This is a genomic window from Streptomyces lavendofoliae (genome assembly GCF_014649735.1).
Taxonomy (GTDB): domain Bacteria; phylum Actinomycetota; class Actinomycetes; order Streptomycetales; family Streptomycetaceae; genus Streptomyces; species Streptomyces lavendofoliae.
In genome coordinates this window covers 101,506-125,001 of the sequence record NZ_BMTP01000002.1, presented here as the reverse complement: position 1 = coordinate 125,001, position 23,496 = coordinate 101,506, and the positions used below count along the sequence as shown (strand labels likewise).

Here is a 23,496-nt window from a genome sequence, read left to right as displayed (position 1 = left end):
GGGCGTCCGCGTCCCAGCGTAGGCGCGGCGGCACGCGGCCGGGCGAGGGCGGTTCAGTCGCCGAGCAGCCGCCACGCGGTGAGGGCGAGCGCGGCCCGGGTCAGCCCGGCGGGGTCGGTGAGTTCGACGCCCAGGGCCGAGGCGATCCGGTCGAGCCGGCGGGAGACGCTGCTGTGGTGCAGGTGGAGCAGGTCGGCGGCCCGGCGCAACGAGCCGGTGGCGCAGTAGGCGTCCAGGGTGTCGAGGTCCTCGGGGCTGTCCGCGATCCGGGCGATCGCGGCCACGTCGGTGTTGTCCCTCAGGGTCGCGTCGGGCACCTGGGCGAGCAGCGCGAGGGCTCCCAGCGCGTCGTGGCGGACGACCGGCCGGCGCGCGGTGGTGAAGCGCAGGGCGGTACGGGCCTCCCGCCAGGCCAGGTCGGGGCGTTCGGCGGTGCCGATGCCCGCGCGGACGCCTGCCGGGAGCCGCGCCGGGTCCACGGTGGCCGCCAGGACGACGCCCACGTCGGCGAGGCGCGCCGCCCTCACCGGGCGGTCCGGGCAGAGCAGGCCGCCGACCCGGTCGAGCGGGAGCGGTGAGCGCACGGCGACGACGCGGACGGGCGCGCCGGCGGCGAACCCCAGGAGGCGCAGCGCGCGGGCCCTGGCCGCCTCGTCGCCGTCGCAGCCGACCACCAGCTCGACCAGGGCGGGGTCGGCCATGGTGGTGCGGGCCGGGCCGTACCTCTCGACGACCCCGGCCACGGCGAGGGCGAGCCGCTCCAGCAGCACGTCGTCGAGCGGGACGGCCGGGCCGGGCCGTTCCAGCCACACGGTGCCGATCTCCTCCTCGTCGAGGGTGATCGGCGTGCTGGTGGACGCGGGCACCGGCGGGGCGGGGGCGTCCAGGCCGTCGGGCGCCACGCGGATCGTCCGTCCCGTGCCGTGCAGCCGGATCCCCGTCACGCATTCGGCCAGGCCCGCCGACGCCCGGGCCAGCGCCGGGAGGTCCACCCGCCGGCGCATGAGCGTGTCGTAGAACGCGACGACCCGGATGGCTCCCTCGGCGAGCGCGTCCAGTCCCGACAGCCGTACGGCGAGTGCCTCCATGGCAGGAGCATAGGCGCCGGGTCCCGTGGGGTGCCGGGGCACCCGCTCGGGGGCCCGACGGGGCGTCAGCCGACCGGATCGGCCTGCGGGTCGCGCGGTTCCGCCTGCACGGTGTCCCGTGGGTCCTGGCGGGAGCCGGACGGCACCGCGACCCGTGAGGGTCCCTGACCGGCGGACCGCCGGGGCGGGAGGCCCCACGGGCCGGGCGCGCGGCGTCTCAGTCGTCGTCGGTCGCCGTGCCGACCGCCGCCGCCAGGGCGGTGGCCACGTGGGCCTCGGTGGCCGCCTTGGTGATGCCGAGACCCGTGAGGAGTCCCTCGCCGTCCTCGAACTCCAGCAGCGCCAGCAGGAGATGCTCCGTGCCCACGTAGTTGTGGCCCAGGCGCAGCGCCTCGCGGAAGGTCAGCTCCAGGACCTTCTTCGCCCGGGCGTCGAAGGGGACGAGATCGGGGGCCGTGTCCGCCTTCGGCGGCAGCGCGGCGGTGGCCTCCTGCCGGACCGTGTCCAGAAGGACCCCCTGGGCGACGATCGCCTTGGCCGCGATCCCCTCCGGCTCGTGCAGCAGTCCGAGCAGCAGGTGCTCGGTGCGGATCTCGTCGTTCTCCGCAGCCCGGGCCTCGTTCTGCGCGGCCATCACCACGTTTCGGGCGCGCGGGGTGAAGCGGCCGAAGCCCTGGGAGGGGTCGAGGTCCGAGGACTCGCCGGCCTTCGGTACGAAGCGCTTCTGGGCGGCCTGCCGGGTGACCCCCATGCTCTTGCCGATGTCCGTCCAGGACGCGCCCGACCGCCTGGCCTGGTCCACGAAGTGGCCGATCAGGTGGTCGGCCAGTTCGCCGAGGTGGTCCGCGGCGATCACGGCGTCGGAGAGCTGGTCGAGCGCGTCGGTGTGGACCTGCTTGATGGCCTCGATGAGGTCGTCGAGGCGGACCTTGTGCGTCATGCCGACTGGTTTCGTCATGTGTCAACCGTAGGTTGACACGCGCCTGTCGTCAACCCTGAGTTGACACCTGCCTCCCGTTGTCCGGTTCGCGTGGTGAGGGGCCCGTCCTGGGCGCCGGCCCGGCTCCGGCGTCCCCCGGAGACCGTGAGCCTCCGGGGCAGGGCCCCGGCACCGGACGGCCGGTCCGGAGCCGCTTCTACCGGAGCGGCCCGGTGGGCAGCAGTTCGCCGCCCACCGGCAGGCCCTCCAGACCCCGGTTGTCGACGACCACCAGCTCGTACGGGTGGCGGCGGCCCCGCTGCCACTGCCCGCCGGCCAGCCGCACCGTGGCGATCCGCGGTACCGGGCCGGACGTCCAGTCCAGCGGGCCCGCGACGGTCTCCAGCCGGGTCGCCCCGAGCGCGGCCGCGACGGACGCCGGGGTGGTCGGGTCACCGGCCGTGGCCAGGGCGTGCGCGGCCACCTCCACCAGGGCGTACGCCAGCCCCAGCGGCTGGAGCCACTGGTTGCCCGTGGCCCGCTCGTACCCCTCGGCCAGCTCGGCGGCGGTCGTGCCGTCGAGGGAGGAGCGGTACGGGTGGGCCGGGGTCCAGTACACGAGCGTCGCCACGTTCGCCTGGGGCGGCTCGCCGGCTCCGGTGGCCGCGCCCGGCGCCGCACCCGTGGTCCCGGCGGCGCGCGTGCCGGGCGTCGCGGTCGTCGCGGGCGGGTAGGCCAGCCACCGCGAACAGGTGATCAGCCGGGGCCGCAGCCCCCGCGCGGCGGCCTCCCGGCGGAACACCCCGAGGTCCGCGCCGGTCGCCGCGCTCGTGACGACGTCCACGCCCGCCTCCTGGAACGCCGCCACATGGCCGCCCAGGCCGGTGGCCGGCTCCCGGTAGCCGGCCGGGTCCACCAGGCGGTGGCCACGCGCGCGTGCCGCCGGCAGGAAACCGCGCGTCGTGTGGCGCGACCACATGCCCTGCGGACCGTCGTTCCACAGACACCCCACCGTCCGCCCCGTACCGCCGGCCGCCTCCCACAGGTCGGCGAACGTCTCCGCGATGTCGTCGAGTCCCCAGCAGAAGTGGTACGTCCAGCGGCGCGGCGCGCCGCCGTAGTGGTACACCTGCCAGGGGAAGGTGCTCGACAGGCATGGGACGCCCGCCTCCTCGCACGCGTCGGCCACCGCCGGCAGCACCTCCGTGCCCGCCAGCGTCAGCACCAGCCGCGCCTCCTCCACCTCCACCAGTTCCCGCACGGCCCGCCGGGCGCCCTCGGCGGTGGACCGGCTGTCCCGTCCCACCAGGCGCAGCCGCCCGCGCAGTCTCGGCGCCAGCAGGTCCATGACGTACGCCAGCGGGTCCCCCAGCCCCGCCAGCCGGCCCGTGCGCGCGACGACCACGCCCACCGCCGGCACCCGGGCGGGCGGCCCGCCCGCCCCGGGCGCGCCCGCCGTCGTCAGCCGTCCGTCCTCATCGTCGTTCGTTTGATTCATGTCCCGGACAACGCCTCAGCGACGCAGGTGTCACGCTCCGCCGGGGCCGCGCCCGGGATGAACCGATCCATGCCGGTACGCGGGCGGCGGCCGCGGTCCCGGCGGAACGCCCCCGGACCCGTGGCCGCCGCCTCCGGCGTCCGGCGTCCGGCGTCAGCCGACGGTGAGGACCAGCTTGCCGGCCGTCCGGCCCGTCTCGCCCAGCTCGTGCGCCCTGGCGGCGTCCGCGAGCGGGAAGGTGCCGGCGATCGCCGCCCGGAGGCGGCCCTCCTCCACGAGCCGGGCGATCGCGTTCATGCCGGCGTGGTCCGCCTCGACGAGCAGCAGCTCGGTGCGTACGCCGTGCTCGCGCGCCCGGGCGGCCAGTTCCTCGCCGCCCATCGGGAGGATGGACACCAGCAGGCCGCCCCGGCGGAGCGTGCGCAGGGAACGCGTGCGGTAGTCGTCGTCGCCGATGGTGTCGAGGACGACGTCCACGTCGGCGACCTCCTCGGCGAAGTCCCGCTCCCGGTAGTCGATCACCTCGTCGGCGCCCAGCTCGCGGAGGAACGCGTGCTTGCCCGCGCTGGCCGTGCCGATCACGTACGCCCCGCGGGCCTTGGCGATCTGCACGGCGAGGTGCCCCACCCCGCCGGCCGCCGCGTGGATCAGCACGCGCTGCCCGGCCTCGACGCGGGCGGTGTCGACCAGGGCCTGGTGCGCGGTCAGCGCGGCCAGCGGCAGGGCGCCCGCCTGGACGTGGTCGATGCCGGCCGGCTTGCGGGCGAAGGCGCGCGCGGGGCCGGTGACGTACTCGGCGTGGGAGCCGGCGCCGTGCGGGTAGGGCAGCATCCCGAACACCTCGTCGCCGGGCTTGAACAGGGTGACGCCCATGCCGACCGCCTCCACCACTCCGGAGACGTCCCAGCCCAGGACGTACGGCGGGTCGCCCAGGAACATCCGGCCGCCGCGGTGCTTCCAGTCGGTCGGGTTGACCCCCGCCGCGTGTACGCGGACCAGAACTTCGCTGGGGCCCGGCTCCGGGCGCCGCAGTTCGACTTCCTTGAGGACCTCGGGGCCGCCGAGGACGTCCTGGCTGATCGCGCGCATCGTTGTCGTGTTCGTCATGCGCTCCACTGTGCCCCGAACGGCCCGCGGGAGAAATGGCAGGATTGCCATTATCCGATAGGATCGTGCCATGCATCGTGTGGTCGTCCTCGCCCTCGACGGCGTCTATCCCTTCGAACTGGGCATCCCCAACCGGGTCTTCGGCTCCGCCGACGGCCGCTACGAGGTGCTCACCTGCTCCGTCGACGGCGAGCCGGTGCGTACCGGCTCCGACTTCTCGATCGCCGTCGAGCACGGCCCCGAGGCGCTGGCCACCGCCGACACCGTGGTCATCCCGCCCTTCGACCTCGGACTCGCCGCCGCCGACCTGCCCCGGCCGGTCGCCGACGCGCTCGCCCTGATCCGCCCGGGGACCCGCATCGTGTCCATTTGCACGGGCGCCTTCCTGCTGGCGGCGGCGGGGCTGCTCGACGGCCGTACCGCCACCACGCACTGGTCGCTGGTGCCGCTCTTCCGCCGGCTCTTCCCGCACGTGGCGCTCGACCCCGACGTCCTCTTCGTCGACACCGGCGACGTCCTCACCTCCGCCGGCGCCGGATCGGGCGTCGACGTCTGCCTGCACATCGTGCGCGAGGACCACGGCAGCGCGGTGGCCAACCAGGTGGCGCGCCTGTGCGTGGTGCCGCCCTGGCGGGACGGCGGCCAGGCCCAGTACATCGAGCAGCCGGTGCCCGAGACGTCGGAGAACGGGACGGGCGCCACCCGGCACTGGGCGCTGGAGAACCTGCACCTGCCGCTCACGCTCGCCGACCTCGCGCAGCACGCGCGCATGAGCACCCGCACCTTCGCCCGCCGGTTCGGCGAGGAGGTGGGCATGAGCCCCGGCCGGTGGCTCATCCAGCAGCGCGTCGCCCGCGCCCGGCAGCTGCTGGAGTCCACCGACCTGCCGGTCGACCGCATCGCGGGCGAGGTCGGCTTCGCGACGGCCACCTCGCTGCGGCAGCACCTGCACGCCGCGATCGGCGTCTCCCCGCTGGCCTACCGCCGTACGTTCCAGGCCGCCGACCGGGTCCTCACCCGGGCACCCGCGTGACCGTCACCGCCGGGATGAACGCGATCCGGGTGAGCGATCCGTCGTCCGCCCACCGCACCTCCACCAGCTCGCCGTCCGCCCGTTCCACGGCCGCCGCGCCCGCGAGCGGCGCCGCGTCCGGGGCCGCCGTCAGGGACGCCAGGGCGACCAGCACGGCCGTGCCGCCCGTCGCGGAGGGGGCGGTCAGCCGGGGGACCACCGCCCAGCGGGTGAACGCGGTGCCCTGCGGGGCACGCAGCTCCTCGGCGTCCGCCGCCTCCCACCCGTACAGTCCCAGCAGCTGCGAGGCGAGCGGCTCGTCCGGGCCGGTGGCCCAGCCCGTCAGGCGCACCCGCGCCCCGCGCTCCAGGCCCACCAGGCGGTGCACCCGCAGCTCGTAACGGCCGCGGGCCACCGTCACGCTCCGCACCCGCAGTCCCGGCACCATCGGCGGCCCGGCCGGGAACACCGGCCGGTGCCAGGAGGCGGCCCAGCCCCAGCCGTCCCCCTGGCCCGCGCCCAGCGGCCGGATCCGGCACCGCACCGACGCCACCCCGCCGGCCTCGACGGCCAGGTGGTTGTCGGGCGGGTTCGCCGCGGAGGTCGGCCCGGTGCGGGTCGAGTACGCGAGCCGCCCGTACAGCACGTCATGCCCCCCGGCGCCGTCCCCGGCGGACGGCGGAACGGCGTCGCTGCCGTGGTTGTGCAGCCGGGCGATGCCGTCCGCGCCGGTCGTCTGGACCAGCAGCCCCGGCGCCGGCAGTGCCCGCACCCGGTCGCCGCGCTCGGCGGGCGCCGCCTCCTCGCGCGCCGTCCACAGCGGGTCGTCCGCCGGGACGAGCAGCGCCACGAACGCCTTCGACGCCCAGTAGGGCGAGGCGGGGCCCGAGTACGGCTGGAGCGTCGGCCCGTGCGGGCCGTGCCAGCCGGGCGTCAGCAGTCCGTCGCGCGCGTCGACCGCGCCCCGGTCCAGGAAGTACCGCAGGCAGCCGCTCAGCAGCCGCCGCGAGACCCCGGGCGCCAGGGGGGTGTGACCGGTCAGCGCGCCGAGCCCCACGGCGGCGCCGGCCGCGAACCGGTACGTCAGCGACCGCCCGAAGTGCACCGGCGCCCCGTCGCCGCCGAACAGCAGCGCGAACCCCTCCAGGTGCTCGCGCAGCCGGGGCCCGTACACACCCAGCAGGGCCCGGTCGTCCGCGAGGTGGGCGTGCAGCAGCGGGTAGAGGTGCAGGGCCCAGCCGTTGTAGTGGTCGAACGCCCGGCCGTCGCCGTCCGCGTACCAGCCGTCGCCCGCGTACCAGCCCTCCAGCAGCTCCAGGCCCCGCCCGATCGCCCGTGCCGTCTCGGCGTCGCCGCGCCCCACGGACTCCAGGAACCCGGCGACGGTGAGCGGGAAGAGGTACCAGTTGTTCGGAGCGGGGGTGTGCCGCAGCGCGCCCCGCAGCCACTGTTCGGCCCGGTCCTGCACGCCGCCGTCGAGGCGGTCCCACAACCAGGGCCGGGTCAGCCGCAGCCCCAGCGCCACGGACGCCGACTCGACCATCGGCTGGCCCCCCAGGTGGTGGTCGCGGACGGGCGGCCACGACTCGGCGTCCTCACGGCCGGGCGTGCGCGTCCCGGCGGCCAGCCCGTCCGCGTACCGGCCGAGCAGTCCGTGCGGGTCCGCCCCGCCGGCGCCCGCGACGCGGAACGCGGCCGCGAGGAACGTCCGCGCGTATCCCTCCAGCCCGTCGGAGCGGACCCCGGAGACGGACGGCCGCCCCGGCAGGTCCAGCAGCGCGCCCCGGGGCGTGGCCCAGCGCCAGGCGGCCCGCACCAGGCCGTCGGCCGCCGCCTCCCAGTGGGCGCGGGTGAACCCGGTGTACGGGCTGGACGCCCGGTCGTCGGGCGGCAGCCGCGGGTGCTCACTCATGCGGGGCGCACCGGCCTTTCGCGTCGTCGTGGCGAAGGGGCGCAGGCCGGGCCCCGACGGGGCGCCGTGCCCGGCGAAGGCGCCGAGCCCGCGGGCGCCGCGCCGGTCGTGCGGGGCGGACGGCGGATCGCGGTCCCCGTGCGCGCCCCCGCCGGCCGGGCGCCGGTGGCCGGCGGGGGAGGAGGGTGGGCGTTCCGGGTCGGCATCGCGCGCTCCAGGCCGTCGGCACGTCGCCGACCCCGGCATGGTGATCGACCACCGGCGACCCGGTCAAACGATCGAACGATCAGCCCGTTCTCGCGGCGAGTTCGGCGATCGCGTCCGGCCCGACCCGGCAGCAGCCGCCGATCAGCCGGGCCCCGGCCCGCCGCCACCCGCTGACGCTCTCGGCCGAGAACGTCGCACGGCCCCGCCAGGCACGGGCCTCGGCGTCCCACTCCTCCCCGCTGTTCGGGTACACGACCACCGGTTTGCCCGTGACCCGGGCCGCCACCGCGACCGCGTGGCCGGCGTCCTCGGGCGCGCAGCAGTTCACCCCCACCGCGACGATCTCCTCGGACGCGGCGGCGACCGCGAAGGCCTCCTCCAGGGGCTGGCCCGCTCGCGTCCGGTCGCCGACGACGCTGTACGACAGCCACGCCGGTACGCCCAGCCCGCGCACCGCGCGCACCAGCGCCCGGCCCTCGTCCGCGTCCGGCACGGTCTCCAGCGCCAGGACGTCCGGGCGGGCGGCGGCCAGGACCTCCAGCCGCGGGCGGTGGAACCGTTCCAGTTCGGCGGCGGTCAGTCCGTAACGCCCCCGGTACTCCGACCCGTCGGCGAGCATCGCGCCGTACGGCCCGGCGGAGGCGGCCACCCACAGCGGCCGTCCCGGCGCCCTGGCCTCGGCGCGCCGGGCGGCCTCCCGCGCCAGCTCCACGCCGAGGGTGAGGAGCCCGGCCGCCCCGTCGAGCCCGGTCCCGCGACGGGCGAACCCCTCGAAGGTGGCCTGGTACGTCGCCGTCGTCGCCACGCTCGCGCCGGCCTCGTAGTAGGCGAGGTGCGCGGCGACGATCGCCTCGGGCCGGTCGGCGAGCAGCCGCGCGGACCACAGGCCGTCGGCCAGGTCGTGCCCGGCGGACTCCAGTTGGTTGGACAGTCCGCCGTCGAGGACGACGGGCGAGGCCGAGGACGTCAGCGTTTCGGCGAACGCGGGGGCTGCGGCGCTGGTCATGGGGGTGAAGCTAGTCCAGGACGCGCGGGCATGCGGAACGGATCACCGGGTAACAGGCTCCCACGCGGACAACCGGCGCTTGGCGTCAGGAAGGAGACCGGCCGTGCTGATGGCTCACCCCGCCGTCCTGAACAACCTGGTCGAGCAGTACGACACCCTGAAGGTGCTGCATGCCGAGGCGGGTGGTCCCGAGGTCCGGGAGCGCATGGCCGAGCTCGCCCGCACCCTGTGCGTCGCCACGGGCACCGGGGACGTGGACACCGCCCTGGTCGCCGCCCGGCACCGTCTTCCCGGCGCCCGTCCGGAGGACGACTCGCTGCTGACCGCGTCCTGACGCCGTCCCGCCCCCGCGCCCGTCCGGCGGGTGCCGTCCCGAGCGCGGTCAGCCGCCGTCCGGGCGCCGCGCGGGGACGGCGCACGCCCCCGTGCCGCCCGGCAACCGGCGGCGGTTGTCCGCGACCAGCCGGTACGCGCCGTGGGCGGCCCATCGCACCGGAGGCACCAGGAGGAACGCCCCCAGCGGCGCCCAGCCCCGGCCCGAACGCAGCAAAATCTTCGCCACCGCCTGCGCGCCGCCGTACACCCTGCCGACCGGGGTCACCCACAGCGCCTCGTGACCGGCCCGCTCCCGGGTGACCCCCAGCGCGGCCAGATCCGCCCGCTGCGAGGGCACGACGTCGCAGTCGGGACGCAGCCGGCGCCCGACGAACGTCACGCAGGCCGTGCAGAAGCCGCAGTCACCGTCGTAGACGAGCACAGGTCGAGTCCGCATCCGTCCATGATGCCGAACCCGCCGCCCGCCGCCCCGCCCCCGCACCGTCCCACGGCCCGGACCGCCTGCCGCCGCGGCCCGCCGCCCCGGCCGCCGCACCGCACACCGCTCGCACCGCCCCGCACCGCGCCGGCCGCCGGGGCCGTCGCCCCGCGACGCGGTGGACGCGCGACCCGTTGACCTTCCCGTGCCACGCCCTTACCGTTTCGCCGTTCGGTATCGCAGATGACGTCCGGGATACCGAACAAGCGTTGTCCACAAGGCCGTTGACCCGGCACCGGGACGGAAGGGCATCCACCGCATGAGCCACCACCCGACATCCCCCACCCGCCGACTGCTCCTCCAGGGAGCCCTGGCCGCGGGCGCGCTCGGCGCCGTGCCGGGGGTGGCGAGCGCCGCCCCCGCGGCCGGCGCCGCGCACCGCGGGTACACCAACCCCCTCGTCCGCAACCGCGCCGACCCGCACATCCACCGCCACACCGACGGCGGCTACTACTTCACCGCCACCGTCCCCGAGTACGACCGCGTCATCCTGCGCCGCTCCCGCACCCTCCGCGGACTGGCCACCGCGGCCGAGGCGGTCGTGTGGCGGAAGCACGACAGCGGTGACATGGGCGCCCACATCTGGGCGCCGGAGATCCACCACATCGACGGGAAGTGGTACATCTACTTCGCCGCCGCCCCCGCCGACGACATATGGAAGATCCGCATGTGGGTGCTGGAGAACCCCAGCAGGGACCCCTTCAAGGGCACCTGGACCGAGAGGGGGCGGATCGTCACCGCGTGGGACACCTTCTCGCTCGACGCCACCACCTTCACCCACCGCGGCTCCCGCTACCTCGCCTGGGCGCAGCACGAGCCCGGTACGGACAACAACACCGCCGTCTTCCTCTCCCGGATGGCCGGCCCCTGGACGCTCACCGGTCCCCAGGTCCGGCTCACCACCCCGGAGTACGACTGGGAGTGCGTGGGGTTCAAGGTGAACGAGGGCGCCTCCTTCATCCGGCGCAACGGCCGCGTCTTCATGACGTACTCGGCGAGCGCCACCGACAGCAACTACTGCATGGGGCTGCTCACCGCCGACGCCGACAGCGATCTGATGGACCCGCGCTCCTGGACCAAGTCGCCCCGCCCCGTCTTCGCCGGCGACGACACCACCCGCCAGTACGGCCCCGGGCACAACTGCTTCACCGTCGCCGAGGACGGCCGCACCGACGTCCTCGTCTACCACGCCCGCCAGTACAAGGAGATCAGCGGCGACCCGCTGAACGACCCCAACCGCCACACCCGGGTCCAGCCGCTGCGCTGGCGGCCGGACGGCACCCCGGACTTCGGCGTACCGGTCGCCGACGGCCCCGCACCCGGAGCGTGACCCGGTGCGCCCGCCGCGCCGGCACCCCGCCGCGGCGGGCGCACCCCGACCGCGTCGCCGCGTTGCGTCCGGCACCGCCGGGCGGTACGGCGCCGCGCTACTCCGGAACGACGCCCAACTGCCGCATCATGCCCATGTCGTCCACGTTCCACCAGCTCTCCGCGATCCTGCCGCCCTCGCAGCGGAAGGTCGCGTGACCGGTGCCGGTGACCTCCCGGCCGGTGGCCTCCAGTCCCTGGTACGCCGCGACGTGCCGGCCCTTGAACGACATCCGCAGGCACACGGTGTCGCCCTCGGCGACGAGTCCCTCGATGGTGCACGTCGGCCGGAACGCCCCCATGATCTCCCGGTTCGCCGCCTTGGCGGCCTCCAGGTCCATGTCGTAGGACGGCTGGGACGGGTCGTGCTCCCGGTAGCCCGGGGCGCACAGCTCGTCGGCCGCGTCGCTGTCGGCATTGTTGATCACTTCGTCGACGAACCTCCGCACGACCAGCTTGTTGAGCTGTTCGTCCCGGACGACGTCGAGGTCCGTGAAGGTGGGTTCGCCGTCGCACAGGGCCGTCATCTCCCGGAAGATGCGGTCGGTCTCGGGCAGCCTCGAGTTCTCCATCGCCTCCTCGTACGAGGGGAACTCCACGATCTCCAGCACGTGCGTGGAGTCCGAGCGGTCGCGGCCCATCATCGCGTGGGTGGCCGTCCGCCTGCCCTGGGTCGCCTCGGCCCAGCTGTCCAGCAGCCGGTTCATCTCCTCTACCCGGTCCGTCTTGCAGTCGATGATCTGTACGAATGTCATGACGCCTCCCGACATCGGAAACGACTGCGCTGCTCACAGCGTATGCCGGTCGGCCGGACCCGGCAGAGGACCGCCTCCCCGGGGCCGGCCGGATCAGCGCGACGGCGTGGCGAGCCCGCTGAGGGCCGTCGCCAGCTGGGCGCGGGAGCGGACGTCGAGCTTCTGGTAGATGCGGGTCAGCCGCGCCTCCACCGTCTTCACGCTCAGGTACAGCCGGGCGGCGGCCTCCTGGTTGCTCGCCCCCTCCCCGACGAGCCGGGCGAGCCGCAGCTCGGCCTCGGTCAGCCGGGACAGGGCGCTCCCGGCGGCCGGGACGGCCGCGGAGTCCGCCGGGGACGGGCTCTCCGCCGTCAGCCCGAGCCACGGCACGGCACCCGCCCGTTCGAAGACGGCCGCCGCCGCCTGCATCGCGGCCTGCGCGGCCGAGCGTCTGCGGCGCCGCCGCTCCACCCGGGCCAGGGCGATCAGGCAGCGGCCCTGCTCCAGGACCAGCCCGTGCCCGGCGAACCGGTCGGCCGTCTCCACGAGCAGGTCGACCGCCTCGTCGGTCTTCCCGCCCGCCGCCAGGCACAGCGCGTACACCCGGTCGCACCCCAGCAGCACCGTCGTACGGCCGAGCCGCTCCGCGACCGGGCCGACGTCGGCCAGCAGCGCCTGCGCCTCCTCGGGCGCGTCGCCCGCGAGCAGCGCCTCCGCCAGCTCCTCGTGCCAGCGCAGCATGGAGGGGTCGACCGCGCACTGGGCGCTCTCGGCGTCCCGCACCCGGCGCAGTGTCTCCAGCGCCCCGGCGACGTCCCCGGTGACCAGCTGGACCCGGCCGAGCGCGTAGAGGCTGCGGGAGAGGAAGACGTGGTCGCCCTCCTCCTCCGACGCCCGGACGCTGCGCCGCGCGTACCCGGCCGCCCGCGCGAAGCTGCCGCCCGCGGTCTCGGCCAGCGCCAGCGCGTACCACGCCGGGCCCGGCGACAGGCCGGCCTCCAGCGTCAGGGCGAGCGACCGGCCGGCGTGCGCCAGCGCCGCCGCGCACTGGCCGCGCCGGGCCTCGACCTCGGCGAGCGTGCGGAACAGCTCGATCGCGTCCTCGACCGGCCCCCGCCGCTCGACCAGCGGGAGCAGCGCGTACAACTGGTCGCGGGCCTCCGCGAGCCGGTCGTCGAACAGGGCGTGGCGGATCGTCAGGATCTGGGCGGTGTTGCGGACGCCCAGCGGCCGGTCCGTCATCTCCAGCGCGCGCGCCTCGGCCAGCGTCCGCTCCGCGTCCGGCGAGCCCAGCACCCGGTCGATCCGCGCCTGCTGGGTGAGCGCCTGCGCGGCGGTGTGCCGGTCGCCGACCGACATCGCCAGGGCCGCCGACTCCACCGCCGCCGTCCGCGACCGCACCGGGTCGCCGTCCGCCAGGACGTACTTCACCGCCAGGCGCAGCTGGACCGCGGCCCGCAGCGCCGGCTCGCCCTCGGAGTCCTCCATGGCGTGCACGTAGATCTCGTCCAGGTCGGTCAGGCCCTGCCCGGCGGTGTCGAGCACGGCCAGCCGCACCCGCACCCGGTCGGCGGGCGTCGCGTCCCGCGCCAGCAGGTCCGCCGCCGCGCGCATCGCGAGATCCGCGCGGGCGGCCCGCGCCGCCTCCTCGGCCGCGTCCACCAGCCGCTGGAGCCGGCGGCGCCCCAGCCCCGGGGGCGTCGTCTCGGCGGCGAGCAGCGCCAGCTCGGCGGCGAGCGCGCTGTTGCCCCGCCGGCGCGCCGTGTCGGCCGCCTCGGCGACCTCGGCGGCCAGCTCCTCGTCCGGCACGTCGTTGGCCAGCGCCCGGTGCCGTACCGCCTCCACCGGATCGTCGGCCACCGCGGCGAGGGCGGCGTGGCCCCGGCTGCGCTCGGTCCAGCAGGTGTCGTGGACCAGCGTGGACGGCAGCAGTCCGGCCGTGAAGGCGACCGTCCCGTCCTCGGTGAGCGATATCAGCCCGGCGCGCTCCGCGGCGGCCAGCTCCGCCTCCGCCGTCGGGCGGCCCGCGCGCCGCAGCAGCGCGGTGGTCGGCCGCAGCGCCAGGGCGGCCAGCAGCAGGGTGGCCCGCACCGGGGCGGAGGCGGGGGCGAGCATCCGGCGCGCGACGTCCCGGGCGCGGCCCGACAGCGGCAGCGCCTCGGCGTGGTGCACCGGTGTCCTGGAGTCGGCCAGCGAGCGGCCCACGGCGAGCGCGAGGCGCGGGTTGCCGCCGCTGGCACGGTGGATGCGCCCCGCGAGCCGGGACGGCAGCCGGTGGTGGACCAGGAGTTCGGCCATCTCGTCGGCCTGGAGCGGCGGCACGAGCAGGACGTCGGCCTCGGAGGCCACCCACAGCGGCATGGGCGCGCCGCCGCTGTCGGCCCCGCCCCCCGCGTACGGGGCCGGCGTCTCGACGGCGACGACCCGCAGCGCGGACGGCGCGAGGTGCAGGGCGAAGCGGAGCAGGTCGGCGCTGTCGGCGTCGATGCGCTGGGCGTCGTCGACGACCAGCAGGACGGGGGACCGCTCGGCCAGGGTCCGCAGGACGCCGGCGAGGGCCAGCCGCAGCGCGATCGGGTCCCAGCCGCTCTCCAGCGCGGCGGCCTCCCGGCAGAGCACCGCGACGGCGTCCCGCTGCGGACCCGGCAGGCCGTCCAGCGCGAAGGCGGGCACCGAGGCGACGAGCGCGGCCGCCGCGGCGCCGGGCATGTCGTGGTCGGCGGGCTGCGGGGCGAGCCACACCACCGTCTCGCCGCGCGCGGTGGCCTGGTCGGCGGCCGCCTGGGCCACCTCCGTCTTTCCGACGCCGGGCGGCCCGGTCAGCAGGGCGCGGCCCCGGCCGAGGAGGACGCGTTCGAGCCTGGCCAGCAGCTCGGTCCGCCCGACGGGCGCGGCCCGGTCGGTCCGTCCCGGGACGTACGGCGTGGAGGGGTACGGCGTCGACCTCACCTGCGACCACCACCCTCCGGCGCGCGGACCCCCTGCCCACGGACCCCCTGTCCGTGATCTGTCTCGCGAGCGCAGCATACGAACTCGGCCACGGGAGTCCAGGTGTCCTGTCCGGTATGTGGACGAACACACAAGCGGGCGTGCCCGCGGCGAATCGCCACGAGCACGCCCCTGACCTGCGAAGATGCGAGTACCGCGGGTCGATCAGAAGGTCAGGCCCCAGGAGTCGATGTAGCCGGTGTCACCCGACGCCACGTCCCGCACCTGGAGCTTCCAGGTGCCGTTGGCCGTCTCGGCGGAGGCGTCGACCGTGTACGTGGCGAGGATGTTGTCGGCCGAGTCGTTGCTGCTGGAGTTCTTCAGCCGGTAGGCGGTGCCGTCCGGGGCCACCAGGTCGACGACCAGGTCGCCGCGCCAGGTGTGCTTGATGTCCACGTCGACCTTGAGGGCGGCGGGGGCGTTGCCGGTGCGGCCGGTGACGGAGATCGGGGACGTCACCGTGGCGTTGTCCGAGATCGTTACGTTCGTGCTGTTGGTGAACGCCGTTCCGGTACCGGGGGTGGTGGTACCGGTCACGGCGTTCACGGTCTTGGTGGCGTCCGCGATGCCGGTGCCGCAGCCGCCGGTGCAGGTGCCGGGCAGCGGACGGGCGTTGGCCTTGATCGCGGACTCGATCTCGGCCGGGGTCAGCGTCGACTTGGCCGACTTCAGCAGGGCGGCGAGGCCGGCGATGTGGGGGGCGGCCATGGACGTGCCCTGGTAGGGCTTGTAGTTCTCCAGCGACTGGGTGGTGGTGCCCGAGTTCAGCGTGGAGAGGATGCCGTTCTCGGGGGTGGTGACGGTGCCGGGCGTGTCGGTGGCGCGGCGGGTCTCACCGCCGGGGGCCGAGACGTCGACGATGGTGCCGTAGTTCGAGTAGTACGAACGGTTGCCCTCACGGCTGGTGGACGCCACGTTGATGACGCCCGCGCAGTTGGCGGGGGTGAAGCCGGACGCGTTGGCGTTGCTGTTGCCGGCCGCGACGACGACGGTCGTGCCGCGCGAGACGGCGCCGTCGATGGCGTTCTTGTAGACGGTCGGGCAGGTGGAGCTGGCGCCGCCGAGGCTCATGTTGATGACCTTGGCCGGGTTCGGGTTCGCCGGGATGCCCGGGACGCTGCCGCCGGAGGCCCAGGTGATCGCGTCGGCGATGTCCGAGGACGCGCCGCCGCACTTGCCGAGCACGCGGACGTGCTGGACCTTCGCGCCGTACGCGATGCCCGCGACGCCCTTGGCGTTGTGGGTGGTCGCCGCGATGGTGCCGGCGACGTGGGTGCCGTGCCAGGAGGAGTTGCTCGCCTTGGAGCCGGTGCCGCACTCCCCGTCCGTGGCGTTCCAGTCGCCCTCGTCCTTGGGGTCGGCGTCGCGGCCGTTGCCGTCGCGGGCGTCGGTGGAGCTGGAGATGAAGTCGTAGCCCGCGACGGTGTTGCCGCTGAGGTCGCTGTGCGCGGCGGCGCCGGTGTCGATGACCGCGACGGTGACGCCGCTGCCGGTGGTCTTGTCCCAGGCGCCGGGCACGTTCATGCCGCCGGTGGCCTCGAAGAGGTCCCACTGCTTGGCGTACTCGGTGTCGTTCGGCGTGACGGCCATCGCGTAGGCGCGGATGTCGGCCTCCACGGAGGCGACCTGCGGGTCGGCGCGGAAGGCGTCCATGACCTCCGCGACGTCCTGCTTGGTGGCGTCCGCGCCGAGGTCGACCAGCGCGGCGCCGCTCGCCAGGCGGCGCTCGAAGCTGAGCTTCTCGCCCGTCTCCGCGCCCTTGGCGGCGGCGTCGCTCTTGGCCGCGGTGTCGGACGTGGCCTCGGCGGTCCGGGACTTGTAGGTGACGATGACCTTGTCCACGGGGGCGCTGGGCAGCGTGGCCGCGGACATGGCCTGCGAGGCCGGGACCGCCGGCTTCGGGGTGGGGGTGGCCTCTCCGGCGAGGGCCACCGCGGAGGTGGCGGTCACGCCGAGGATCGTGGCGCTCGCCGCCACGACGGATATGAGTCTCCGCCTGGAACCGTTCAAGGTGTTCCCTTTCAGGGCAGCTCCGGCGACTCCCGGAGCGGCTGACGGTGCAGGGCGCGACGGGCGGCGGGCGCGTGGGGAACGCGGACGTGCCGTGGGGGTGGCACCCCGTGTTCTCCGGGCCGGGTACGCCCCTCGCGCCGCCGCCGACGCGACGACCCCTGGGGCGGGGCCGTCACCGGGGGAACCCGCGTATTACATGCACCTGACAGGCAGATGAAGGGGAACCTCCGGTGCGGCAGACAGTAGGGAAACCCGCGTCGCACCCGATACGGGGAAAACCCTTGTCACCCCCGCGCGGCCCGAGGGCAGGCACGGGGACACCCCGCCTCACCTGCGCTTTCGGGCTCCGCCGACCGCCGCCCGCGCCCGTGCCGGCCGTCACCGGGTCCCGCCCTCCCGGCGAATCGGCCGCGCGGCCGGGCGGGATCGTGCGGGGTGCGGAGTACGGGGCCGCCACCGCGGCGCACGGGCCGTGACGCGGCGCCCCGGTGCGGAAGGGTCGGCCGTCCCGCGAGGAGGCGCGCCCGGAGGGGGTCGCGCGGCGCGGCATCCGCGCCGCGCCGACCCGGGTCGGCGCACGCTGGCGGGAAGGCACCCCGGGAGGGGGGTCCGGGACGGCGCGGCGCGATTACGGCCGGCGGTGGCGTACGCGCGGCTGTCCGCGGCGTACCCGCGGCTCGCGCGGCCCGGCCCCCCAGCCGGGGCCGCGCGAGCCGGCCGCCGTGGCCGGGGCCACGGCGGTCGCAGGGGTCACAGCCGGGTGCCGACGCCCGGGACGGTCCAGGCGGGGGCGATCCCGGTGAGCTGGCAGATCATGAGGTACAGCGGAATCGGCGGGGTGTACGGCGAGGTCGTGCCGGGCCGGTGGATCAGCCGGGGCCGCCGGTCGGGGACGTAGGCGTCCACCGCGTAACAGGAGGGCAGCGGCCACCGCAGGTCGGCGTCGGAGCCGGCCGGAACGATCCACCACCACCATTCCGTGTCGGCGAACACGCAGCCGTTGCCCGGCAGCCGTGACAGCAGCCGGAAGCCGTACCGCGCCGGTACCCCCACCGCGTCGCAGCCCAGCGTGGCGGGCAGCGCGGGCGGCAGGGCCAGCCGCACCTCGCCCCCGGGGTGGGCGGACCGGGCCTCCGCCTGCCGCCGGCCGCGCGCCGACAGCAGCGTGGCCATCGACCTCAGCACGGCGCCGCCGGTCCGGCCGGGCCGCCGCCGTGCCCCAGCTCCGCCCAGACGACACGCCCGGCGCCGTGGCGCGCGTGGTGCGCGCCCCACGCGCTGCTGACGGCGTCCACCAGCAGCAGGCCCCGGCCGCCCTCCTCGGGCGAGCCGCGGCGCAGCCGGGGCGCGGCGGCCGGGCAGCCCTCGTCCTGGACGGACACGCGCAACTGCTCGCCGCAGTCCCGGAGTTCGCAGACCACCCGGTGGCTGACGGTGTGCACCACGGCGTTGGTGACGAGTTCGGAGACCACCAGGGTCACCGCCTCGCACAGCGAGCCGTCCACCTCCCACAGCACCAGCCGTTCCTCGACGAGGTGCCGGGCCCGGGCGACCGATTCCGCGCGTGCGGGAAGTTCGAAGGAGAAGCGGCGGACGTCGGCGGAGATCGGGGGTCGCGGGGCTCTGAGCCGGGGGGTGAGCGCGTTACCAGGAGCCACGACCGATTCCTCACATGGGGGAGCGGCGCCGTACGTCGCCTCTCCCGTGGCAGAGCGCGGCAGCCGCGTGAACTGGTTCACCAACTGGTTCACCGGAATACTTTCCTCCCGACACGGACACTTGGCAAGTGGCACTCTGAAAATTGCAGAGTGTGGTGTTCTCTCTGCCCGCCGCATGGCACACTCGTCCAAAAAGCGCGTGGGGAGGTCTTAAGTGAGCGAGCCGCGGTCCGCCCCCACCGTGGGACAGGTCGTACTCGGCAAGCGTCTGCAGGATCTGCGGGAGCGGGCGGGCATGAGGCGGGAGGAGGCCGCCAAGGTGCTCCGCGTGGCCCCGGCCACGATCCGCAGAATGGAGACCGCGGAAGTCGCGCTGAAGATCCCCTACGTACAGCTCCTGCTCCAGGCGTACGGGGTGCCCGCGGGCGAGGCGGAGGGCTTCGTCCGGCTGGCCGAGGACGCCAACAGGCCCGGCTGGTGGCAGCGCTTCCACGACGTGCTGCCGGGCTGGTTCAGCATGTACGTCAGCCTGGAGGGCGCCGCGAGCGTCATCAGGGCCTACGAGCCGCAGTTCGTCCCCGGCCTCCTCCAGACCGAGGAGTACGCCCGGGCGATCCTGCGCGGCGGCGCGGTCGGCCAGGTGGGCGACGAAGACATCGAGCGCCACGTGGCCCTGCGGATGGAGCGGCAGGCCCTGCTCACCCGCCCCGACGCCCCGAAGTTCTGGGTGATCATGGACGAGACGGTGCTGTGCCGTCCCGTCGGCGGTGGTCCGGACGTCATGCGGGCGCAGATCGACCGGCTGCTGGAGGCCGCCGAGCTGCCGAACGTCACCCTCCAGGTCGCCGAGTTCTCCACCGGCCACCACCCCGGCACGTACGGACCGTTCGTCCTCTTCCGCTTCGCCGTGCCCGAACTCCCGGACATGGTCTACAGCGAGTACCTGACCGGCGCGGTCTACCTCGACGCGCGCCCCGAGGTGGCCTCGCACCTCGAGGTCATGGACCGCATGGCGGCGCAGGCCGCCACGGCACAACGCACGAAGGAAATCCTCAAGGGTTTCCGCAAGGAGCTGTGAATGGATAGCGCAGAGCGCATATACAACGGCATGCCCGCCGCCGAGCTCGGGGCCGAGGGGTGGCACAAGCCGTGGAGCGGCGGGAACGGCGGCAACTGCGTCGAGGCGATGAAGCTGGCCGACGGCCGGGTGGCGGTCCGCCAGTCCGCCGACCCCGACGGCCCCGCGCTGATCTACACGCACGGGGAGATCGCCGCGTTCATCCAGGGGGCCAAGTCGGGCAAGGCCGACTTCCTCCTCACCTGAGCCACCCTCGGCGCCCGTCCGCCCCGCCACCCGACCCAGCGGGAGCGGCACCGGCGACCACACCCGCACCGGCACCGGTCGACACACCGACCACCGACCACGTCCGTCCACATCACCAGGGGGAGCGCCCGAATGACCCGGATCGACACCAGCAAGCCACACCCGGCCCGTATGTACGACTGGTTCCTGGGCGGCAAGGACAACTATCCGGTCGACGAGGAGATGGCCAGGCAGCTCCTGACCATCGACTCCCGGGGACGCGACATGGCGCGGGTCAACCGGGCCTTCATGCACCGGGCCACCCGCTGGCTCGGCGCCCGGGGCGTCCGGCAGTACCTGGACATCGGCAGCGGCATCCCGACCGAGCCCAACCTGCACCAGATCGCCCAGCAGGTCGCCCCCGAGTCCCGGGTCGTCTACTGCGACAACGACCCCATCGTCCTCGCCCACGCCGAGGCGCTGCTGCGCTCCGCCCCCGAGGGCGTGACCGACTACATCCAGGCGGACGCGCGCGAGCCGGAAGGCATCCTCGAAGAGGCCGGCAAGGTCCTCGACTTCTCCCGGCCGGTCGCCCTCTCCATGCTCGCCCTGCTGCACTTCGTGGACGACGAGGACGGGGCGTACGAACTGCTCCACCGGCTCGTCGAGCGGCTGCCGTCCGGCAGCTACCTGGTCCTGTCGCAGGTCACCGGCGACTTCGACCCCGAGGGCGCCGCCAAGGCGCGTGCGATGTACCGGGGGCGCGGCCTCACGCTCCGGCCGCGCACCCGTGCCGAGTTCACCCGCTTCTTCGAGGGGCTGGAGCTCGTCGAGCCCGGGGTCTCGCTCACGGCGGACTGGCACCCCGAGCTCGGCGAGGCCGTCCCGGTCGCCGGCGACGACCCCATCCCGGGGTACGCCGGCGTGGCCCGCAAGCCGTAGCGGCTGGAGCGTGTTCGTCGCTTCTTCCGCCGCTGGGCGAAGGCGGTGAACACGCGGGCCGCGCCGAGGACCGGCCGGACGCCTGTCATCACGGACGCGGCCCACCGGCAAGGCACCGCTACGTCACGTCCGTCCGGGCCGCTCAAGGGGCCTTTGGCGCACTCCTCCTGTCGGGCCCGCCCCGGAAGCGCTCGACGGGAGTGCGCCTGCCCTGGCGGAACGCGGCCAGACCGGCGTCGAAATCCATTGCGGACCCCACGAACAGAACCGACTCGTCACCTGCCACGAAGATGCTTCCTCCACCCCGGACGCCGGCCCGGCACACCCGGATTCCCAGTCCGTCGGGCAACTCCCGTACCGTAAGTGGTCCAGCGGCGCCGAGTTCCCCGAAGAGCGTCGCCGCTATGCCCGCCAAGCGTTGGACATCCATGTCGCACTCCCTTGTGTTCCACCCGGCGCACCTTCCCACGCGGGGGAAGGCAGGCCGGCCGAGGGTGCCGGCGCTCGGCCCCATCCCTGAACCATCCGCATCCCGGAGAAGGAGCGCGCAGTGGATGCCGCAACGGCTCGGTTCATAGCGACCATCACGGCGCTGCCGCCCGAGACGCTCGCCGCCGCGTTCGACCACGCGGTAGGTCTGCGCCGGCAGGGCGGCCGTGAGGCGAGCCGTGCCCTCAGGCTCTCGGCATCGGAGAATTCCGAGCTCGACCACGCGGTGAGGTCGGCGCTCCTTCCGCGCGGTGAGGAACTCAACGCGTACCGCGCGGGTCTCCACTCGCGTGCCAAGTCCGTCTGTGTGATCGCGGCCAGAGCCGTACGGAAGCCCGGCACGCTCTCAGCCGAGCAGTACGCCCTGCTCACCGCCCCGTTCACCGTCCTCGATGTCGCCGTCCCCCGCCACCACGCCACCCGCCCCGTCCGGTAGGTCACGCGCGGTGCCGGATTCCGGACCCGACACCGACCGGAGAGACGGAACTCAACGCGCCGCCGGGGGCACCAGCGTGACGAGGAACCTCTTCGCCGGACCGGTGTTCCCGGCGGAGTCGATCGTCCGGTACTCCACGGTGTGCGTGCCGTACTCCGGTGTCGCGTCGTCCCACGGCACCACGCGCGGGGTGCCCAGCTTGCCGTAGACCAGGCCGTCGATCTCCGTGCCGCCCGGGGTGAACCGGAACGGCGCGTCCGCGTCCGTCGGCCAGCCGTAGTACGTGTACCAGCCGTCGCCGTCCACCCGGAACTGGCTGACCACGTACCCGGGGTGGTCGTCGCGCGCGGTCAGCCGCATGGTGAACGGGCCGTCGTACACGTACTCGACCGGACGGCCCGGCCGGTGGACCGTGCGCAGCGGCCGCGACAGCTCGTACGCGGCGGAGGCCGCCGTCGCGTCGACCGTCCAGCGCAGCTCGCGGTCCGTGCCCGCGATCCGGGCGGTCAGTGTGTGCGTGCCCGGCCGCAGCCGCAGCGCCGCCAGGTCCAGGTCGCGGTCGTTGCCCCCGGCGCCCACCCGCCGGCCGTCCAGCCGCCACTGGACGGCGAGGGTGCGGTCGTCCGGGTGCGTGGTGTCGGCGTACACCACCGACCGGGCCCCGACGGGCACGTCGGTGGCGGTGTGCCCGGTGAAGCCGGCGGCCACCGGGGCGGGCCGGGTGGTGACCGCCGTGTCGACGGTCCAGGCGACCGTCCGGGTCAGCGCCGGGGAAGCCCGCACCGCTGGGTCCCGCACGAACGGCGTCGGGTCGGTGATCGTCGCCGTCAGGGTGTGCCGGCCGGGCGCCACCTCCAGCCTCCGCAGGTCGAGCGTGCGGGCGCCGGCCACCGACCGCAGGGGGCGCCCGTCCAGCCGCCACACGACGTCCAGTTCGCCGCCCGTCGGGTGCAGGGTCTCCACCCACACCGTCCGGTCGGCGCCGACCGGCGCGGCGTTCGGGGTGTGTGCCTGGACCAGGTTCACCTTCGAGGAGATCGCCCGCACCATGACCTCGCGGCCCACCTGGTCGAAGGCGTAGCCCAGGGTCTTCATGATCGAGTGCCTGCTGGGCCGCCACACCCCCTCGGTGCCGTACAGACCGCCCTCGTGCCGGCCGATGACGCCGCCCGACTCGCTCTTCTCGCCCAGCCAGCGCCACCACTTGGCCCGCCGGTCGCGCATCTGCCCCTCGGTGAGCACCGTGTGGTGCGCCGACGACGGCTCGGCTCCCTCGTACGCACCGCCCGGTTCACCGCGACGGTAGTAGTCGTACTCGTCCTGGAGCCCGCCCAGCGAGTGGCCGATCTCGTGCGGGGTGATGAGGGAGGACAGGGCGTTGCCGCCGGACGCCGTGGCGTAGGTCCCGCCCGCGCCACCGTAGGTGTCGCTGTTGGCGAGGGCGACGATCTGCCGGTTGGCGCCCGTCGTGCCGGGGACGAGGTCGGCGAGCGTGTTCGCCGCGCCGCTGTCGACCGTCAGCAGCCGCTGCACGCCGCCCGCGTCGCAGCCGCCCCAGAAGCCCATGCCCAGCGGGGTGTCGCGGCGCGGCGCGTCCAGGCCGGGGTCGCAGTCGACACCGGACTCGGGGGAGGGCACCTCGACGGCCCACACGTTGACGTACGAGCGGTAGGAGGCGAACGGCTCGATGCTCCACAGGACGTTGAGGTGCTTGTCGACGTCCGCCCGGAACTCCGGGAGCTGCGCGGCGGTGTAGCCGTCCCCGAGCAGCACCAGGTTGAACCGCTTGTCGGCGGGACCGGTGGTCTGCACGGGGACGACGGTGGCGGACGCGGTGACCGGTGGGCGTTCCCCGGCGGTGGCCGGTCCCGAACCCACCGGCGCGGTGGTGAGGAGGCAGGCCGCGCCGATCAGCGCGGCGGCTCGTCCAAGGCGTTGGGCAACCATGGGGCCGGAGCGTACGGCGGAGCCAACGCGCCGTAAAGACGCCCTTGTTGGCCAC

20 protein-coding genes are annotated in these 23,496 nt (G+C 75.0%); 7 read left to right on the top strand and 13 right to left on the bottom strand.

Features of this window, described 5'->3' with window-relative positions; genetic code table 11:
* Window positions 1-53 precede the first annotated feature (53 nt).
* The 4 genes from IE109_RS03440 to IE109_RS03425 all read right to left on the bottom strand — a co-directional run bounded on the left by IE109_RS03440 (window position 54) and on the right by IE109_RS03425 (window position 4,612).
* The gene (locus IE109_RS03440) at window positions 54-1,088 is read right to left on the bottom strand and encodes a helix-turn-helix domain-containing protein (RefSeq protein ID WP_189548945.1); all 1,035 of its coding nucleotides are present in this window, start codon (window positions 1,086-1,088) and stop codon (window positions 54-56) included.
* Between the two features lie 217 nt (window positions 1,089-1,305).
* A complete protein-coding gene (locus tag IE109_RS03435) occupies window positions 1,306-2,046 on the bottom strand; it encodes a Clp protease N-terminal domain-containing protein (RefSeq protein ID WP_189548944.1) in 741 nt (246 codons plus the stop codon).
* Window positions 2,047-2,224: 178 nt separating this feature from the next.
* Entirely contained in the window at window positions 2,225-3,505 is a 1,281-nt protein-coding gene (locus IE109_RS03430) for an ABC transporter substrate-binding protein (protein ID WP_189548943.1), read from the bottom strand.
* Between the two features lie 153 nt (window positions 3,506-3,658).
* Window positions 3,659-4,612, bottom strand: a complete 954-nt coding sequence (locus IE109_RS03425; RefSeq protein WP_189548942.1) for an NADP-dependent oxidoreductase — start codon at window positions 4,610-4,612, stop codon at window positions 3,659-3,661.
* Window positions 4,613-4,682: 70 nt separating this feature from the next.
* Here IE109_RS03425 and IE109_RS03420 point away from each other — a divergent pair, with 70 nt between their 5' ends.
* Complete coding sequence (locus tag IE109_RS03420) at window positions 4,683-5,645, top strand: GlxA family transcriptional regulator (protein ID WP_189548941.1); 963 nt, start codon at window positions 4,683-4,685, stop codon at window positions 5,643-5,645.
* Here the strand turns inward: IE109_RS03420 and IE109_RS03415 are convergent.
* Together IE109_RS03415 and mmuM are read right to left on the bottom strand one after the other, a co-directional pair.
* On the bottom strand, window positions 5,626-7,536 hold the full coding sequence (locus tag IE109_RS03415; protein ID WP_189548940.1) for a DUF2264 domain-containing protein: 1,911 nt from the start codon (window positions 7,534-7,536) through the stop codon (window positions 5,626-5,628). The genes IE109_RS03420 and IE109_RS03415 overlap by 20 nt on opposite strands.
* Window positions 7,537-7,822: 286 nt before the next feature.
* A complete protein-coding gene (gene mmuM, locus IE109_RS03410; protein ID WP_189548939.1) occupies window positions 7,823-8,749 on the bottom strand; it encodes a homocysteine S-methyltransferase in 927 nt (308 codons plus the stop codon).
* A 103-nt stretch (window positions 8,750-8,852) separates the two neighbouring features.
* Here mmuM and IE109_RS03405 point away from each other — a divergent pair, with 103 nt between their 5' ends.
* Window positions 8,853-9,083 (top strand): DUF5133 domain-containing protein, encoded by a 231-nt coding sequence (locus tag IE109_RS03405; protein ID WP_189548938.1) that lies wholly within the window; start codon window positions 8,853-8,855, stop codon window positions 9,081-9,083.
* 48 nt (window positions 9,084-9,131) lie between these two features.
* On the opposite strand, the gene IE109_RS03400 is transcribed toward IE109_RS03405, so the two are convergent.
* Entirely contained in the window at window positions 9,132-9,521 is a 390-nt protein-coding gene (locus IE109_RS03400) for a thiol-disulfide oxidoreductase DCC family protein (protein WP_189548937.1), read from the bottom strand.
* A gap of 301 nt (window positions 9,522-9,822) precedes the next feature.
* Between IE109_RS03400 and IE109_RS03395 the strand changes: the two genes are divergently transcribed.
* Window positions 9,823-10,893: a glycoside hydrolase family 43 protein gene (locus IE109_RS03395; RefSeq protein ID WP_189548936.1), complete on the top strand. Its 1,071-nt coding sequence runs from the start codon at window positions 9,823-9,825 to the stop codon at window positions 10,891-10,893.
* Between the two features lie 97 nt (window positions 10,894-10,990).
* Here IE109_RS03395 and IE109_RS03390 read toward each other — a convergent pair whose 3' ends face one another.
* The 5 genes from IE109_RS03390 to IE109_RS03370 all read right to left on the bottom strand — a co-directional run bounded on the left by IE109_RS03390 (window position 10,991) and on the right by IE109_RS03370 (window position 18,324).
* Window positions 10,991-11,686 carry an ester cyclase gene (locus tag IE109_RS03390; RefSeq protein ID WP_189548935.1) on the bottom strand — a complete coding sequence of 232 codons (696 nt, stop codon included), beginning with the start codon at window positions 11,684-11,686 and terminating at the stop codon, window positions 10,991-10,993.
* Between the two features lie 93 nt (window positions 11,687-11,779).
* Window positions 11,780-14,614, bottom strand: coding sequence for a helix-turn-helix transcriptional regulator (locus IE109_RS03385; protein WP_229890512.1), 2,835 nt, complete (start codon window positions 14,612-14,614; stop codon window positions 11,780-11,782).
* A 204-nt stretch (window positions 14,615-14,818) separates the two neighbouring features.
* A complete protein-coding gene (locus IE109_RS03380; RefSeq protein ID WP_189549596.1) occupies window positions 14,819-16,630 on the bottom strand; it encodes a S8 family peptidase in 1,812 nt (603 codons plus the stop codon).
* A 786-nt stretch (window positions 16,631-17,416) separates the two neighbouring features.
* The gene (locus IE109_RS03375) at window positions 17,417-17,839 is read right to left on the bottom strand and encodes a hypothetical protein (protein ID WP_189548933.1); all 423 of its coding nucleotides are present in this window, start codon (window positions 17,837-17,839) and stop codon (window positions 17,417-17,419) included.
* A gap of 5 nt (window positions 17,840-17,844) precedes the next feature.
* Window positions 17,845-18,324 carry an ATP-binding protein gene (locus IE109_RS03370; RefSeq protein ID WP_189548932.1) on the bottom strand — a complete coding sequence of 160 codons (480 nt, stop codon included), beginning with the start codon at window positions 18,322-18,324 and terminating at the stop codon, window positions 17,845-17,847.
* A 214-nt stretch (window positions 18,325-18,538) separates the two neighbouring features.
* Here IE109_RS03370 and IE109_RS03365 point away from each other — a divergent pair, with 214 nt between their 5' ends.
* The 4 genes from IE109_RS03365 to IE109_RS03350 all read left to right on the top strand — a co-directional run bounded on the left by IE109_RS03365 (window position 18,539) and on the right by IE109_RS03350 (window position 21,494).
* Window positions 18,539-19,402: a Sco1979 family transcriptional regulator gene (locus tag IE109_RS03365; RefSeq protein WP_189548931.1), complete on the top strand. Its 864-nt coding sequence runs from the start codon at window positions 18,539-18,541 to the stop codon at window positions 19,400-19,402.
* Window positions 19,403-19,648 carry a DUF397 domain-containing protein gene (locus IE109_RS03360; protein WP_064072405.1) on the top strand — a complete coding sequence of 82 codons (246 nt, stop codon included), beginning with the start codon at window positions 19,403-19,405 and terminating at the stop codon, window positions 19,646-19,648.
* Window positions 19,649-19,780: 132 nt separating this feature from the next.
* Window positions 19,781-20,569: an SAM-dependent methyltransferase gene (locus tag IE109_RS03355; RefSeq protein WP_189548930.1), complete on the top strand. Its 789-nt coding sequence runs from the start codon at window positions 19,781-19,783 to the stop codon at window positions 20,567-20,569.
* A gap of 550 nt (window positions 20,570-21,119) precedes the next feature.
* Complete coding sequence (locus IE109_RS03350) at window positions 21,120-21,494, top strand: hypothetical protein (RefSeq protein WP_189548929.1); 375 nt, start codon at window positions 21,120-21,122, stop codon at window positions 21,492-21,494.
* Between the two features lie 51 nt (window positions 21,495-21,545).
* On the opposite strand, the gene IE109_RS03345 is transcribed toward IE109_RS03350, so the two are convergent.
* Complete coding sequence (locus IE109_RS03345; protein ID WP_189548928.1) at window positions 21,546-23,441, bottom strand: M64 family metallopeptidase; 1,896 nt, start codon at window positions 23,439-23,441, stop codon at window positions 21,546-21,548.
* Window positions 23,442-23,496: the final 55 nt, after the last annotated feature.